The organism is Candidatus Symbiopectobacterium endolongispinus (assembly GCF_018777385.1).
GTDB lineage: Bacteria > Pseudomonadota > Gammaproteobacteria > Enterobacterales > Enterobacteriaceae > Symbiopectobacterium > Symbiopectobacterium endolongispinus.
Map to the genome: position 1 here is coordinate 890,888 of NZ_JAFJYB010000001.1, position 15,388 is coordinate 906,275.

The 15,388-nt window shown below is 53.7% G+C and carries 11 protein-coding genes and 3 pseudogenes; 4 read left to right on the forward strand and 10 right to left on the reverse strand.

Annotation, left to right across the window (positions count from 1 at the left end; translation table 11 throughout):
• Positions 1-2 precede the first annotated feature (2 nt).
• The 6 genes and pseudogenes from JZM30_RS04525 to dgt all read right to left on the reverse strand — a co-directional run.
• A pseudogene (locus JZM30_RS04525) lies at positions 3-731 on the reverse strand (sulfate/molybdate ABC transporter ATP-binding protein); the annotation flags it as partial.
• The gene (cysT, locus tag JZM30_RS04530; RefSeq protein ID WP_252317724.1) at positions 721-1,566 is read right to left on the reverse strand and encodes a sulfate ABC transporter permease subunit CysT; all 846 of its coding nucleotides are present in this window, start codon (positions 1,564-1,566) and stop codon (positions 721-723) included. The pseudogene JZM30_RS04525 and the gene cysT, both read right to left, overlap by 11 nt.
• A gap of 96 nt (positions 1,567-1,662) precedes the next feature.
• Positions 1,663-2,669, reverse strand: a pseudogene (locus JZM30_RS04535) (sulfate ABC transporter substrate-binding protein).
• Between the two features lie 250 nt (positions 2,670-2,919).
• Positions 2,920-4,074, reverse strand: coding sequence for a CdaR family transcriptional regulator (locus JZM30_RS04540; RefSeq protein WP_252317725.1), 1,155 nt, complete (start codon positions 4,072-4,074; stop codon positions 2,920-2,922).
• Between the two features lie 206 nt (positions 4,075-4,280).
• Positions 4,281-5,714: a serine endoprotease DegP gene (gene degP, locus JZM30_RS04545; protein ID WP_252317726.1), complete on the reverse strand. Its 1,434-nt coding sequence runs from the start codon at positions 5,712-5,714 to the stop codon at positions 4,281-4,283.
• A gap of 202 nt (positions 5,715-5,916) precedes the next feature.
• Positions 5,917-7,428 (reverse strand): dGTPase, encoded by a 1,512-nt coding sequence (gene dgt / locus JZM30_RS04550; protein ID WP_252317727.1) that lies wholly within the window; start codon positions 7,426-7,428, stop codon positions 5,917-5,919.
• Between the two features lie 117 nt (positions 7,429-7,545).
• Here dgt and mtnN point away from each other — a divergent pair, with 117 nt between their 5' ends.
• The 3 genes from mtnN to JZM30_RS04565 all read left to right on the forward strand — a co-directional run bounded on the left by mtnN (position 7,546) and on the right by JZM30_RS04565 (position 9,505).
• Entirely contained in the window at positions 7,546-8,247 is a 702-nt protein-coding gene (gene mtnN / locus JZM30_RS04555; RefSeq protein WP_252317728.1) for a 5'-methylthioadenosine/S-adenosylhomocysteine nucleosidase, read from the forward strand.
• Positions 8,247-9,029: a vitamin B12 ABC transporter substrate-binding protein BtuF gene (gene btuF / locus JZM30_RS04560; protein WP_252317729.1), complete on the forward strand. Its 783-nt coding sequence runs from the start codon at positions 8,247-8,249 to the stop codon at positions 9,027-9,029. The genes mtnN and btuF overlap by 1 nt, the downstream gene beginning before the upstream one ends.
• A gap of 218 nt (positions 9,030-9,247) precedes the next feature.
• Positions 9,248-9,505: a hypothetical protein gene (locus JZM30_RS04565; protein WP_252317730.1), complete on the forward strand. Its 258-nt coding sequence runs from the start codon at positions 9,248-9,250 to the stop codon at positions 9,503-9,505.
• Between the two features lie 85 nt (positions 9,506-9,590).
• Here JZM30_RS04565 and erpA read toward each other — a convergent pair whose 3' ends face one another.
• On the reverse strand, positions 9,591-9,938 hold the full coding sequence (erpA, locus tag JZM30_RS04570; protein ID WP_252317731.1) for an iron-sulfur cluster insertion protein ErpA: 348 nt from the start codon (positions 9,936-9,938) through the stop codon (positions 9,591-9,593).
• A gap of 92 nt (positions 9,939-10,030) precedes the next feature.
• Positions 10,031-11,439: pseudogene (clcA, locus tag JZM30_RS04575) on the reverse strand (H(+)/Cl(-) exchange transporter ClcA).
• A 143-nt stretch (positions 11,440-11,582) separates the two neighbouring features.
• Here clcA and hemL point away from each other — a divergent pair.
• Positions 11,583-12,863 (forward strand): glutamate-1-semialdehyde 2,1-aminomutase, encoded by a 1,281-nt coding sequence (gene hemL / locus JZM30_RS04580; RefSeq protein ID WP_252317732.1) that lies wholly within the window; start codon positions 11,583-11,585, stop codon positions 12,861-12,863.
• Between the two features lie 43 nt (positions 12,864-12,906).
• On the opposite strand, the gene JZM30_RS23835 is transcribed toward hemL, so the two are convergent.
• Together JZM30_RS23835 and fhuE are read right to left on the reverse strand one after the other, a co-directional pair.
• Positions 12,907-13,578 carry a TonB-dependent receptor domain-containing protein gene (locus JZM30_RS23835; RefSeq protein ID WP_308167119.1) on the reverse strand — a complete coding sequence of 224 codons (672 nt, stop codon included), beginning with the start codon at positions 13,576-13,578 and terminating at the stop codon, positions 12,907-12,909.
• A complete protein-coding gene (gene fhuE / locus JZM30_RS04585) occupies positions 13,535-15,178 on the reverse strand; it encodes a ferric-rhodotorulic acid/ferric-coprogen receptor FhuE (RefSeq protein WP_308167120.1) in 1,644 nt (547 codons plus the stop codon). The genes JZM30_RS23835 and fhuE overlap by 44 nt, the downstream gene beginning before the upstream one ends.
• Between the last annotated feature and the right edge of the window lie 210 nt (positions 15,179-15,388).

The window sequence follows — 15,388 nt, forward strand, 5'->3', positions numbered from 1 at the left end:
TTCAGGCGGTTGCTGTCACCAAGGAAGTGATAAACAAAATCGCTGGCCGGATGGTTATACACCTCAGCAGGTGAGCCGATCTGCTCAATAACACCTTTATTCATCAGCACAATGCGATCGGCAACTTCCATCGCTTCTTCCTGATCGTGCGTCACAAACACCGATGTCAGATTGACGTTCTCGTGTAAACGTGACAGCCAGCGGCGCAGCTCTTTACGCACTTTAGCATCCAGCGCACCAAAGGGCTCATCCAGCAGCAAAATACGCGGTTCAACAATCAGCGCGCGTGCCAGAGCAATACGCTGGCGTTGTCCGCCAGAGAGCTGTTCCGGATAACGATCTGCCAGCCAGTCTAACTGCACCATGTTCAGCAACTCGTGCACTTTCGCTTCAATATCGCGCTTGGAAGGGCGGATACTGCGCGGTTTCATACGCAGCCCAAACGCCACGTTGTCAAACACGGTCATATGGCGAAACAGCGTATAGTGCTGGAACACAAAGCCAACATTGCGATCGCGCACATCATGCACCGACACATCTTCACCGTGAAAAACAATCTGCCCGCTATCCGGCTTTTCAAAACCAGCAATAATACGCAACAAGGTCGTTTTGCCACAGCCCGATGATCCCAACAAAGCCACCAGCTCGCCGCTGTTGATTGCCAGATTAATTTCATTCAAGGCCCGGAACTGGCCAAACTGTTTGTTTATATTACGAATATCAATGCTCATTTTGAGCCAGTTCCTGTTGGTGTTTCTCAACCTGTTTTGCCAAACGCCCTTCGCTCCATTGGCGCAGCAGCAATACCACTAACGACATCAGCAGCAGCAAAATCGCCACGCTAAAGGCCGCTATAATATTGTATTCGTTGTAAAGGATCTCAATGTGCAACGGCAAGGTGTTGGTCAAACCACGAATATGGCCAGAGACCACGGACACCGCACCAAACTCACCCATCGCACGCGCCGTACAGAGCACCACACCGTAAATCAACGCCCATTTCACATTGGGCAGCGTGATATACCAGAACATCTGCCAGCCGTTGGCACTCAGCAAACGGGCAGCCTCCTCCTGGGTGCCCTGCTGCTCCATCAAAGGAATCAGCTCGCGCGCCACATAGGGCAAGGTGACAAAGATCAACGCCAGCGTGATACCCAGGCTGGTGTAAGCAATCTTGAAAGGAAACAGTCCACCAATCAGCCCATTTGGCGCATACAGCGCCGTAAGTGCAATCCCCGCCACCGCCGTGGGCAGCGCAAAAGGCATGTCGATCATGGCATCGATCACTTTGCGCCCCGGAAACTGGTAGCGCACCAACACCCAGGCCAGTAAGGTTCCCAGAATGCCATTGACAAAAGCCGCCGCCAGCGCCGTGCCAAAAGAGAGTTGCAGTGAAAGCAGCACCTGACGACTGGTGATCAACGTCCATAATTGCGTGAGTGTAAGCTGACTGGCGTAGACAAACATGCCCGCCAACGGGATCAACACAATCAAACTCAAGTAGCTGAGGCTAAACCCTAAGGTAAGGCCAAAACCAGGAATGACGGGAGAAATGCGTCGTGACATACCAAGCCTTTCTTAATGCAATAGTTCAGTGAACCAGCCCATCCACATGGCAAAGCCGCTATCAACGTAGCGGCCAGCCAGTAGGCGTTTTAAAAATTATTTATTGATTTTATTGAAAATCTTGTCAAAAACGCCACCATCGTTAAAGTATTGGCCCTGCACTTTGGTCCAGCCGCCAAACTCTTCATCGATGGTTACCAGTTTCACCGGTGCGAATTGACCTTTGAATTCTTCAGCAATCTTGGCATTGCGCTGGCGGTAGAAGTTCTTACCGATAATGCGCTGCGCATCGTCGCTGTAAAGGTATTTCAGGTAGGCTTCAGCCTGTTTTTGTGTGCCTTTGCGCTCAACCACTTTGTCCACAACGGCAACTGGCGGCTCTGCCAGAATAGACAGCGACGGCGTGACGATTTCCAACTGATCGCCGCCCTGCTCTTTCAGTGACAGATAGGCTTCGTTTTCCCACGCCAGCAATACATCGCCCAGTTGGCGTTGTACGAAACTGAATAGTGGCACCGCGCGCACCGGTATCTAATACCAGCGCATGGCGACAAAGCTCAGTCACAAATTTCAGTGCGCTTTCATCACTTCCCCCCCGGCAGGTGCTTGGCATAAGCCCAGGCCGCCAGGAAGTTCCAACGCGCACCGCCGGAGGTTTTCGGGTTAGGCGTGATCACTTCTACGCCCGGTTTCACCAGATCGCCCCAGTCCTTGATGTTTTTCTGGTTACCTTTGCGCACCAGGAACACAATGGTAGAGGTGTAAGGCGTACTGTTATCCGGCAGGCGTGCCTGCCACTTGGGATCGATCAGCGGCTGATTAAGATTCATGGCATCAATATCGCCCGCCAGCGCCAGCGTCACCACGTCCGCCTGCAAACCATCGATGACCGAACGCGCCTGTTTGCCGGAGCCACCGTGGGAGTTTTTAATGGAAAGTGTTTCACCAGTGGTTTCTTTCCAGTGTTTAATGAAGGCAGCGTTATACTCCTGATACAGCTCACGCGTTGGGTCATAGGACACGTTCAACAATTCCGTTGCCGCAGACGCAGCGCCCGCAAATAATACCGTTGCTGCTGCAAGAGATACTCCCAGACTACGTATTGACATCATTATCACTCCCTCAACATTTTTCGTAATTTGTGTAGTGTGTTTGGCGTGGTGCGGGCAATGGGCTCACAACATGGAGTGACAATATGAGGATAGGGGGTGGGGGCAAAAATATTGTTTCGCGATAATTTATGCTCTCGCGTTATATTCTTTGAGCCTATTCAGTTTTTTAAATCTAAGCAGATTAACGGCTCGCAGACAGCAACAAGGGGCCATCGGCCCCTTGGATAAATCAGAGAGCAAATTATTCTTCTTCATCGAGTTGCAGTGCCACATAGAGCAGCAAACGATCGTCAAAATTGCCCAAATCCAGCCCGGTCAGTTCGGAAATACGGTTCAGGCGATATTCAAGCGTATTGCGATGGATAAACAGCGCCTTAGCCGTAGCGCCCGGCTGAACGTTATTGCGAAACCAGGCGTTAAGCGTACGTCGCAACAAACCATTGCCGTCCATCGCTTTCAGTTTTGCCAACGGACGAACCAGTTCATTGGCCTGCCAGCCACCGCGTAGACTATCGAGCAACACTGGCAGCATTAAATCCTGATAGTAGTAGCAACGCTGACTGGGCATACGCTGTTTCCCAACGCCCATGGTGGTACGCGCAGTACGGTAAGAACGCGCAATGCTGCCCGGCCCGGTAAAGTAGTTACCCAACGCCATCCGTACCCGCAGGCGGCCGCTCTCGGTCATGCGGGAGAACAGGTTATCTACGCGACGTCGATGCTCTTCGGCATCCCAACGATCATGGCTGTTCAGCGCGGGTTTCAGCACCACCATTTCAGTCAGAGACACAATAGCGATCAGATTGTTGCGCTCAGGCGTGGTCAACAGCGTTTGCAACTGCTGCAATTCTGCCATCGCACTGTCCACGCCCAATTGGCCGCTATCCACCTCGACAACGGTCACCACACGCGGCGTATTGAGATCGATCCCCATACGTTGTGCCCACTCCATCAGCGCGGGTGACAGTTCGTCCGTGCGAATCAGGTTTAGCACCAATTCTTCACGCAGACGGCTATCCTGCGCCAACATGTGCAGGATAGCCTGCTCCAGCATCATCTCTGCGGTCATGCACACCAGTTCACCAAACTGGCGCAAATGGGCGGGGTTACCGGTCAGGCCGATTACGCCGACGATTTCACCGTCAATACGTAGCGGCAAGTTGATACCAGGCCGCACCCCGTGCAGATGACGGGCAACCGCATCATAGATATCGACGACACGCCCCTGTGACAAAGCCAATAGTGCCCCTTCGTGCAGTTCGCCCACGCGTTCTCGATCGCCGCTGCCGATGATTCGCCATCTGGCATTCATCACGTTGATATTGCTATCAATAATTTGCATGGTGCGCGCAACGATATCCTGCGCAAGCTTTACATTGAGGTGATATGACGCCATTCCCGCCCCTGGTAAGAGAAAGTGACAATTGCACTATCATAACGTTGCCCTGAAAGCTGGACATTGTGCGATTTCACAAACATTGACCCAATTCCTTAGAATTGCGGGAAGTATCACAAAATAATAACGAGGAGGCGGGTGGCTAAGGGGAAAATAAAAAAAGGAGCGTACCTGATACGCTCCTTTCAGTCTGAAATGGCTACCGTTTATTGTGCCAACAGATAAATCGTAGCATTGCCACGCAGCACGTTCAGCGCTAACACCGGAGGCTTGCTGTCCAGAATTTTACGCAGTTCACCCAGATTCTGCACCGGCTGCTGGTTCACACTGAGGATAACGTCATCCTTCTTCAAGCCGATTTTCGCGGCCGCCGATCCGGCTTTCACCTCGTCCACTTTCACGCCTTTCTGGCCGTCGATTTCGGTATTGCTGAGCGATGCGCCGCTGATGCCGGTGTAAAGATTACCCGAGGCGACCTGTGTCTGGTTTGCCTGCTGCAAGGTCACTTCTACCGCTAACGGTTTGCCTTCACGCAGCAGCCCAAGCTTGACCTTGCTACCGACGGGTAAGGAAGCAACCTGGGCGCGCAGTGCTGCAAAGCTGCTGATCGGTTTATCGTTCAGCGTCAAAATGACGTCACCGGCTTTGATGCCTGCTTCGTCAGCAGCGGATTTCGGCCTGACCTGGCTGACAAATGCCCCGCGCTGAGCATCCACTTTTATCGCTTGAGCCAGATCGGAATTGAGCTCAGTACCGGTAATACCCAGTTCGCCGCGTTTCACGTCGCCAAACTCAACCAATTGCGCGGTCAGGTTTTTCACCATGTTGCTCGGAATAGCAAAACCAATACCGATGTTTCCACCATCCGGTGCCAGAATCGCGGTGTTCAGACCGATAAGCTCACCATTAAGGTTAACCAGCGCCCCGCCCGAGTTGCCTCGGTTGATCGCGGCATCGGTCTGGATAAAGTTTTCATAATTCTCGATATTCAGCCCGCTGCGCCCTAACGCCGAAACAATACCGGACGTCGCCGTTTGGCCTAAGCCGTAGGGGTTGCCGATCGCCACGGTATAGTCACCCACCCGTAACTGATCGGAATCGGCGATCTTGATGGCGGTTAGATTTTTAAAATCAATCAGTTGAATCAACGCAACGTCGGTACGCGGGTCTTTGCCAATCACTTTGGCATCATACTTACGCCCATCGTAAAGCCGTACCTGAATCTTGTCCGCGTTGTCGATTACGTGGTTATTGGTTACCACATAGCCTTTCTCCGCGTTGATCACCACACCAGAGCCTAATGCCTGGAAGTTCTCACGTTTTGCGGGCGCGCCCTCTTCCCCTTCGTCTTCAGCCCCCTGGCAAATCGGGGAGTTTTGGAAGGGTGACCACTCCTGACAGAACGGCGAATTCTCACCGAAGAAAGGCTGCATCTGCTGCGGAATATTGCTGCGCTTGACGTCGGTATGCCCTTCAATGGAGATACTGACGACGGAAGGCATCACTTTCTCAAACATCGGAGCCAAACTTGGCATCTGGCTGGATGTCGATACCACCGCCTCAGTCGCCGCAAAGACGTGCCCCATGCTCATTGCCAGGCTCAGCGCCAATGCACTCAGAACCAATGATTTTCTTTTCATGATCTCTTATCTCGTCGTATCAACAGGTGAATCCCAAGTCGCCGAACCTGTTCACCATCCCACCCTCTAGATGTCGCGCTGGCGGGCTCGTAAACAGGCTCAATTGGCGTTCGCGCTATATTAGATAAACAAGAAAGCACAAAGTTCATCGCCGCGCGCTGGCCCAAACGTAAGCAAGTATGGGGCCGCTTTACATAAATTGTTATTCCGCCGCCATCAGCCGCCGGTACTCGTCGTAAGCGTAAAGATCTGTCATTCCACTGATATAATCTTGAATCAATCGCGCCCGATAATAGTATTCCCAAATCTCCTGTTCCTCACAAGACAGTGCAGAGAGTTGGAGCGTGGCTTCACGATAGGCCAGGCAATGTTTGCTGGAAAGCTTGTGGTAGAGCCGGGTTTCTATGGGATAGTGCGGGTGCGTATCGTCATTCACCATTTGGCTGAAAGCGTCATAAGACATTTCCAGCAGCGGATGATAGATGTCCAATAGCCCCCCGATCACGCGATAGCCTTGCAGTTCCAGCTTTTCGACTTCTGCGTTATTAAACACATACTTGCGCGCAACCTCTTTGAACACCCGCAACAGTTTAGCCTGCGCGCCCTTGTCTTCCAGCAGCGCCTCATCAAAAGCACCAGCGTAAATTGCAGGCAAATTTTTGATAAAACGATGCGTCGCGTAAGGCACCAGCTTAGTCACCGTATTGACGCGCAACTGCATAAAAAATTGATCGTCGGTGCTGCGCCAGCGGTGCCGTTTTCGACTTTCATAAGCCTGCTCTACGGTTTTGGCAAACAGATCAGAGGGATCGACCGTGCCCCAGGTTTGGCGTAAGTACAGATAAAGCTGGTCGGTGGTAAGGATCTCTTTTTCTACCGCATCCTCCAGATCGGCGACGCAGTAAGAGATGTCGTCCGCTGCTTCCATGATGTAGGTGAGCGGAAAGCGATGGTATTCTTCCAGCGACAATTCCTGGCGCAAATCGGTAACAAAATCCTGTTCAGAAAGGTAATAGCCCGGCTTTTTCATCAGATAGCGGTAGGTATCGGGCACCTCGCCGACCCAATACGCTGGCCGGGTATATTTGAGAATACAGCCGACCTGGCTGTAGGTTAGATTCAGTTTAAGCAACGTATGCACCAAACGAATCGCTTGTGCATTGCCTTCGAAATGGCTGAGATCCTGTCGCACCTGACGCCGCAATGCATCATGCGCATCGCCTTTCAGCCGCAGGGCTTCAACCTGACAAGCATCATCACGCGACAATGCGTCATCCTGAATATAAGTGGCATCCAACCGTTTTCTAAACCAGTTATTGATAGCGGATTCACCAAAATGGCCAAAGGGCGGGTTGCCGATGTCATGCATCAGGCAGGCCATTTCTACCATGCTTTCAAAGGGCGTCTGCCACAGAGACAGGCCAAGGGCGTCCAGTCGGTTTTCGCCTTTTATTCGCACCAGAATATCTTTGGCGATGTAGCGACCGATCTGCTGCACTTCCATAGAGTGTGTCAGCCGCGAACGCACGGCGGCGTTACGCTCCAGCGGAAATACCTGCGTCTTCTGTTGTAAACGGCGGATCGCGGCAGAGTTGATGATACGCCCCCTATCACTTTCGAACAGGCGGACGATGTCATATTCGCTCTCCGCTGTGATCGGTTTGCTCAGAGGCCGCTGAACGCTGAATTTCTTTGAAAAATCGATATCGGACATCCCCTTCCCCCTTTACCGCCGCCAAAATCACGCCTGGGTTCCATTTCACCCCGTTAGCCATGATAGACTACACAACACAGACTACGGCTAACTATTTGAAATTTTGTGGGGAATCTAATGAAAGTCGGCATCATCGGGGCCATGGAACAAGAAGTGACGATCCTGCGCGATCGCATCGAAAACCTCAGTACCTTCGCACGCGCCGGATGCGAAATCTACAGCGGGTGGCTGAACTGTGTCGAAGTGGCGCTGTTAAAATCCGGTATTGGCAAGGTTTCCGCGGCGATGGGCACCACGCTGCTGTTGGAACATGCCCGCCCTGACATCGTTATCAACACCGGTTCTGCGGGCGGTCTGGCACCGACCCTGAACGTCGGCGATATCGTGGTATCCAGTGAAGCGCGCTATCACGATGCCGATGTCACCGCCTTCGGTTATGAAGCGGGCCAGATGGCAGGTTGCCCGGCGGCGTTTCCCGCCGATACATCCCTTATTGCGCTGGCCGAGCGCGCCATTGTGTCTCTGCAATTGAATGCGGTTCAGGGGCTGATTGTCAGTGGTGATGCGTTTATCAACGGTGCCGAACCGCTGGCTCGCATCCGTCGCACCTTCCCACAGGCCGTCGCGGTCGAAATGGAAGCCATGGCAATCGCTCACGTTTGCCATCAGTTCGGTGTGCCTTTCGTCGTAGTACGCGCCATTTCCGATGTGGCAGACAAAGCCTCTCACCTGAGTTTTGACGAGTTTCTGGCCGTGGCGGCCCAGCAATCATCACACATGGTGAGCGCCATGTTGCAAGAGCTCGCCGGAAAAGCCTGATGCGCGTTCGCGGGCTCTCTCTTCTGGCAATACTGTGTCTGCTCATGGCCGGACGGGCCAACGCAGACGCTGTCGCCCAGCGCATTATCAGTATGGCTCCCCACGCTACGGAGCTGGCCTTCGCCGCTGGCATGGGCGATCAGGTGATTGGCGTGAGTGCCTGGTCAAACTACCCGCCCGAAGCGCAACAGAGGGAACAGGTTGCCTCCTGGCAAGGTATCAATCTGGAACGGGTGCTGGCCTTAAAGCCGGATTTGGTTCTGACCTGGCGTGAAGGGAACCCGCAGCGACCGCTTGAGCAACTATCAGCCTTTGGCATCCCGGTGTTGTATCTGGATCCCACCTCGCTGGAGGCAATACCGACCATTCTGGAACAGCTTGGGCAATACAGCGCGCACCATGAGGTTGCGCGACAAAATGCACAGACCTTACGCCAGCAGTTGGCTGATTTGAAAGCACGCTACGCCCATGCGTCAAAACATCAGGTATTCCTGCAATTTGGTACACACCCGCTGTTCACGTCAGGCAAACAGTCGTTGCAAAACCAGGTACTCGCCCTGTGTGGCGGCGTCAATGTTTTCGATGACAGCAAGGTGCCCTGGCCACAGGTCAGTCGTGAACAGGTGTTGCGGCGCAACCCACAGGTGATCATTACGACGGGCACCGCTGCCGATGCGGCCGCCACGCGTGATTTTTGGTCGCCGCAGTTGTCCGTGCCAATTATTACGGTAGACGAAGATTGGTTTAATCGCAGCAGCCCGCGCATGCTGCTGGCAGCCTAGTACATTTGTCAGCAACTCGCCGCCCTCCCCGCCCAGTAAATCATAGGGTAATGCCTGCGCTCGTGCAGGCATTACTGCACGCTTTTCATCCAGTTAAAAACCGGTTATCATGCCGCAAACGGTTAAAACGCAACCGTATACAAACCAAAACATAACGATTTGATAACGTACATTGTGCGCTGAACCGGCAACGGTTCTTTTTAACACCAGGTAGAAAAGTGATAAAAATAAGTCTGCTTAACGCGGGCCTGTTGATGCTGGCCTGCAATACGGCGTATGCGGCAAGCACCAGCGGGCAAATCAATGTAGGGCTAAACGTGGTTGCTGTCTGTGAGGTCAAGGAAAACGCAGCCACCGCCCGCGTAGAATGCCCGAATGCAAAAGCGCTCATGCCAAAGATTACGCAAACATCGCTAAGCGCAGGAGCTCGCACGGTAACCCATCAGGAACAGCGACTGATCACGATCGAGTGGTGATGGCGCAGGTTGGTTTATTCGGCCCGTTAAAACAAAAAACCGCGTTGAAGAACGCGGTTTTTTTTCTATATCAGCGGTAGGGTAATCAGATACTGAAAGAAGAGCCGCAGCCGCAGGTGCTTTTCGCATTAGGATTAGTGACCACGAAGCGCGAACCTTCCAGACCTTCCGTGTAATCCACCGAACCACCGACCAGATATTGCAGACTCATCTGGTCTACCACCAGCGCCACGCCCTGTTTCTCAATGGTCATGTCACCGTCGTTTATTTTATCGTCGAAAGTGAAACCGTATTGGAAGCCGCTACAGCCGCCCCCGGTGATGTAGACGCGAAGTTTCAGCTCCGGGTTCTCTTCATCAGCAATCAGGACTTTCACCTTTTTTGCCGCCGCATCAGTGAATTGCAGCGGCACAGCCATTACTTCATCGCTCATTGTCGTACTCCCAGCTTGTCTTTTATTGGGCGGCGCACGCCGTTTGCCTTATCCCAATCATACGCTCATTATCCAACAGCGGGAAACAAGGTTCAAGGTTTGGCCTTGCGTTCATTTTCCGCACGCTGCTCTAACGCATTTTGCCGTTGCAGCGTTCGAGCCAGAATAGCAGAGTATAACGGTTGTCCGCCTAAAAACTGCGCCATTAACGTCGCCCCCAGGCAGGTGATGATCATGGGCAAAATCAACTGATAGTTATCCGTCATTTCCAGCACCAGCACAATTCCGGTCAGTGGGGCGCGTACTGAAGCCGCAAACAACGCGCCCATTCCTGCAATGGCAAAGGTGCCAGCACCTAATGCATAGTCAGGGAATACTCCGTGCAAGATCAGCCCGTAAGCGCCGCCTAGCACGGTGCCCAACGCCAGCATCGGCGCAAAGATCCCGCCTGGTGCGCCAGAGCCAAAACACAACAGCGTCAGCACCACCCGCAACAAAAATATCAGCAGCAGCATACTCACGCTGTAGTGCGCCGCCGTTACATCAGGAATGATGGCAAAACCGCCGCCGGAAACGTCGCTGAATGCCAGCGAAAGCACACCACACAGCCCACCGGCTAACATCCCGACCAGAATAAAGCGCGTTAGACTCTGCCCATGAAAACGTAAAACAGCGCCTGCGTCCCTAATACCAGTCGGTTAAACACCACGCCAACCGCACCAAACACTATGCCTAACAGCAGATAACACCATAGTGTGTTGACCGGGGCATCGGGCAGTGTGCCAACGTGGATAACCGCCGCTTCACCGTTAAACCCCCGAAACACCACGCTGGACATGATGACGCCAATAAACACGGCTTTGATAGAGATCAGGTTGTAGCGAAACTGCGGCCGCATCTCTTCAATAATGAACAAGATCCCGGCCAACGGGGCGTTGAACGCCGCTGACAACCAGGCTGCCGCACCGGTTGCCAACAGAGAATGACGCACGTCTGCGCGTTTGGCCGACAACAAATCCGCGATCATCCCGCCCACGTTGCCGCCGAGTTGCACCGTTGGCACTTCCCTGCCCAACACCATGCCAGCGCCAAGTGTTCCCAAGCCACCGAAGAACTTCACTGGCAATACGCGCCACCAGCGTACCGGGCGAAGATCCTACAATGCGCCTTCAATCTCCGGAATCCCCGAGCCCCCCGCTTACGGCGCAAAACAACGCACCAGATAATATCCCCCGGCAGCCATCAGCCCAGAGAGGGGAAACGCCAGCGACCAGCGCCACTCAGCAGGCGCCCACTGCGTCACCATTTCCAAACGAAGTGCTTGCAGCGCACTCACCCCTTTCTCAAAGGCCACCCCAACCAGACCGACCAACGTCCCCACCAGGGCCGCCAGCACCAGAATGATTACCGGCGTTTTATCACGGCGCAGGAATTGCCGAATCGCAGCACGGAGCACCTCAATCAGGGAAATATCTCGGGAAGTCGTCACAGGATAGACCAAAGCAGCTAATACTAAAGCGGTACAGTATACGCCCACCCATCACATAACGTCCCTCTCCCTCTTACATCAATGACGCAAATTTGATAACGCGACAGCGTTGTTTACAATAGGCAAAACTCCGCTCTCTTTTCAGGACCCTTTCCATGAATAAATCAGAAAGTCTCTACGCTGCGGCACAGCAGCTTATTCCCGGTGGCGTCAACTCGCCGGTGCGCGCGTTCAACGGCGTCGGCGGCGTGCCGTTGTTTATTGAGCGGGCGGAAGGATCACATATCTACGATGCAGACGGTAACGCCTATATCGATTATGTCGGTTCCTGGGGCCCCATGGTGCTGGGGCATAACCATCCCGCCATTCGTCAGGCGGTGATCGCCGCCGCAGAGCGCGGATTGAGCTTTGGTGCGCCAACTGAAATGGAAGTGCACATGGCTCGGTTGGTAACCTCGCTGGTGCCGTCGATGGATATGGTGCGCATGGTGAATTCCGGTACCGAAGCGACCATGAGCGCCATTCGTCTGGCGCGCGGCTTCACGGGCCGTGACAAAATCATCAAGTTTGATGGCTGCTATCACGGCCACGCGGACTGCCTACTGGTCAAAGTGGGATCGGGTGCATTGACGCTGGGCCAGCCTAATTCCCCTGGCGTACCCGCTGATTTCGCCCGTCATACCCTGACCTGCATCTATAACGATTTAGCCTCAGTCCGTCAGGCTTTCGAGCAATACCCTGATGACATTGCAGCGATTATCGTTGAACCGGTGGCAGGCAACATGAACTGTATTCCGCCGCTGCCTGAGTTTCTGCCGGGATTACGCGCACTGTGCTATGAATTTGGTGCGCTGCTGATCATCGACGAAGTGATGACGGGCTTTCGCGTAGCATTAGGCGGCGCACAGGGGCACTACGGCGTAGTGCCCGATCTGACCTGTCTGGGGAAAATCATTGGTGGCGGTATGCCAGTAGGCGCTTTTGGCGGACGGAGTGATGTGATGCAAGCGCTGGCCCCAACCGGCCCGGTGTATCAGGCGGGAACGCTGTCCGGTAACCCGATTGCCATGGCAGCGGGCTTTGCCTGCCTGAGCGAAGTGGCTAAACCCAGCGTGCACGACACGCTCACCGCATTGACCACGCAGTTGGCACAGGGGTTGGAAGCGGCGGCCAAAGCGCAGCACATTCCTCTGGTGGTGAATCATGTGGGCGGTATGTTCGGTCTGTTTTTCACTGACGTACCGAGCGTGACGTGCTATCAGGATGTGACGCAGTGCGATGTGGAGCGCTTTAAGTGTTTCTTCCACCTGATGCTGGCCGAAGGCGTTTATCTGGCTCCGTCAGCGTTTGAAGCGGGCTTTATGTCACTGGCGCACAGCCAGCAGGATATTGAGAACACCATCGCGGCAGCACGTCGCTGTTTTGCCCAGCTGTAATCGCGGCCAAGAGAAACGCCCCGCACATCGTGGCGTTTGCGCATCAGAAATTGTAATTTACACTCATGGACACGCTGCGCGGCGCGCCATAGGTATAGTTGTCACTGAGGGCGCTGTAATAGCGCTTATCCAGCAGATTGTTGACGTTAGCCTGCACCGCCAGCTGTTTGTTGATCTGGTAGCGACCAAACAGGTTAACCAACGGATAGCTTCCCTGATGCACACGCGCAGCACCATTCGGCCCCGAGGTATCCACAAAGGTGCCGTTCTGCCAGTTTACCCCGCCGCCCAACGTCAGTTCCGGCAACATCGGCAACTGGTAGCGTGTAAACCATTTCAATGTGGTTTGCGGTAGCTGGCTGTTCACCCGATTATCCGCCGCGTCTTTGGCAACGTAACGTGCGGCACCGAACGTCATTTGCCAGTTATCCGTCAGGGCACCGTTCAGTTCCAGTTCGACACCTTTACTGGTCACCCCTTGCGCACCGTAGTAAGCCTGATCGCTTGATCCCTTGACCTTGTTGCTGCCATCGGTCTGCGCCAGATTATCCTGCTCAATACGGAACAAGGCCATGGATGCCGTCAGGCGGCCATCAAGCCAGTCGGATTTCAGACCGGTTTCATAGTTTTTGCCTTCAATCGGGGCCAGGTAGTTGCCATTAACACTTCTGTTATCTTGTATCTTGCGGCTGGAAGATTGAGGTGTAGCTGACATAGGTAGAGAGGGTATCGTTGATGTCGTAAATTAACCCGGCATAGGGCGACACCTTGTCTTTGCTGAAGCTGGAAGTCATACCGCCCGTGTTCCATTCGGTATAGCGCGCACCGGCCACCAGCGCCAATGGATCGGCCAGCGAGAAACGGGCCGCACTGTAGACCGACCTTTGATGCACGGTATCATCCGAACTTTTGGTCTGCGCCTGCCAGTTCGGTTCCGGCACACTGCCGTTCCAGTTGTAGTAATTGCCCATATCAGCAACCGTCACTGCATCGTTAGAAGCGTAGTAGTAGTCGCGTTGGCGACTGAATCCCACCCCGGTAACCAGCTCATGCTGACGCCCCAGCAGTTCGAACGGACCGCGCACGTAGGTTTCCAGTGCGTCCAGTTTGCGTGTGCCGGTAAACCAGCCAGCGCCACCCGCCAAGCCCACGCCAGTGGTTTGATCGGGGAAGGCTCCTGATGTGGCTGGCTCAGTCGTTCCATAAGGCGAAGCGTACATCAGTTTGTCATCAAACTTGGTTTCCGCATGAGTGGTGTTGATATGCCAGTCCCAGCCATTATCAAACATATGGCTGAACTGGGCGAAGACCTTGTTGGTCTCGATATTGTAATAGGCCCAGTTTGGGGCGGGATTGAAGCTGCGATCGAAGTGGGTACGGTTGCCGTTACTAAACCAGGTCGGCAAGCCGCCCCAGGTTGAACCGGGGGTTTTGCTTTCCTGATAATTGTAGCCGAATAACAGCGTGGAATTATTGGCCAGATCCGCATCGACAATGCCGGAAATAAATTTTTTGCGCTTATGGTAGCGATCGAGCCAGCTATCCTGATCCTGATAGCCGGCAATAATTCGCCCGCGCACGCTGCCGGATTCGGTCAAGGGTGCGGAAAGATCGGCCACATAGCGTTGGTTATTCCACGAGCCATAACTGGCAGAAACGTTGCCGGTCACTTCTTTGCTGGTGGCGTGTTTGCGCATCATATTCACGGTTGCAGATGGATTACCGGTACCGGTCAGCAGGCAGTTGGCACCGCGCACCACTTCAATGCGATCGTAGATCGCGGTATCTCCCAGCGCGTCAACAAAGTTCCAGGCTTCGGATACCGAAGTGGGAATATCATCAATGACGAAATTGTTGATGTAGAAACCGCGCGCATAGTAACCGGTACGCTCACTGTCAGTATAGTTGCCGGTGATGCCCACCACGTTATCCAACACGTCACCCACCGTTTGCAGGTTCTGATCCTGCATGCGCTGTTTATTCACGATGGTAATGGATTGCGGAATATCACGCGGACTTAACAGCAGACGCGTCCCCGCGGTGGTCAGTTTGGTGCTGTAGTCGCCATGCACATCCTGCCCTGCTGCGCCCCAGGTGGCGGTGACCACCAGCGTGTCGCCACTCTTTTTACCCGATGATGAGGCAGATTGTGCAGCGCTCTGATGGGTGTTGCCACCCACCGCAGTGCTGGTCTGTGCCGCCCCCGCCAGAGCGGGCCACAGTGCAGCGCCCACACACAGCGCCAAAACAGAAAAACCGCTTACCGATTCCATTGCCTGAACCGGCTTCGCGCAGTCAAACATCTTTCCTTTCATAACGATCCCTTAAGCGTGCATCATGCTGACACGACAGCGCTTTACCCGGCTATCATCGGTTTAACGCCCGACGATGGTCGTGTCCCTGAGGCACAAATCTAATTATTGAGCATACATAATATTAGATAATGGGAATCATAGTGATAATGATTTGCGTTTAATATATAAGTAGGGTTTACCTGTTGGCAGGGAAAACCTTGCCAACAGGTC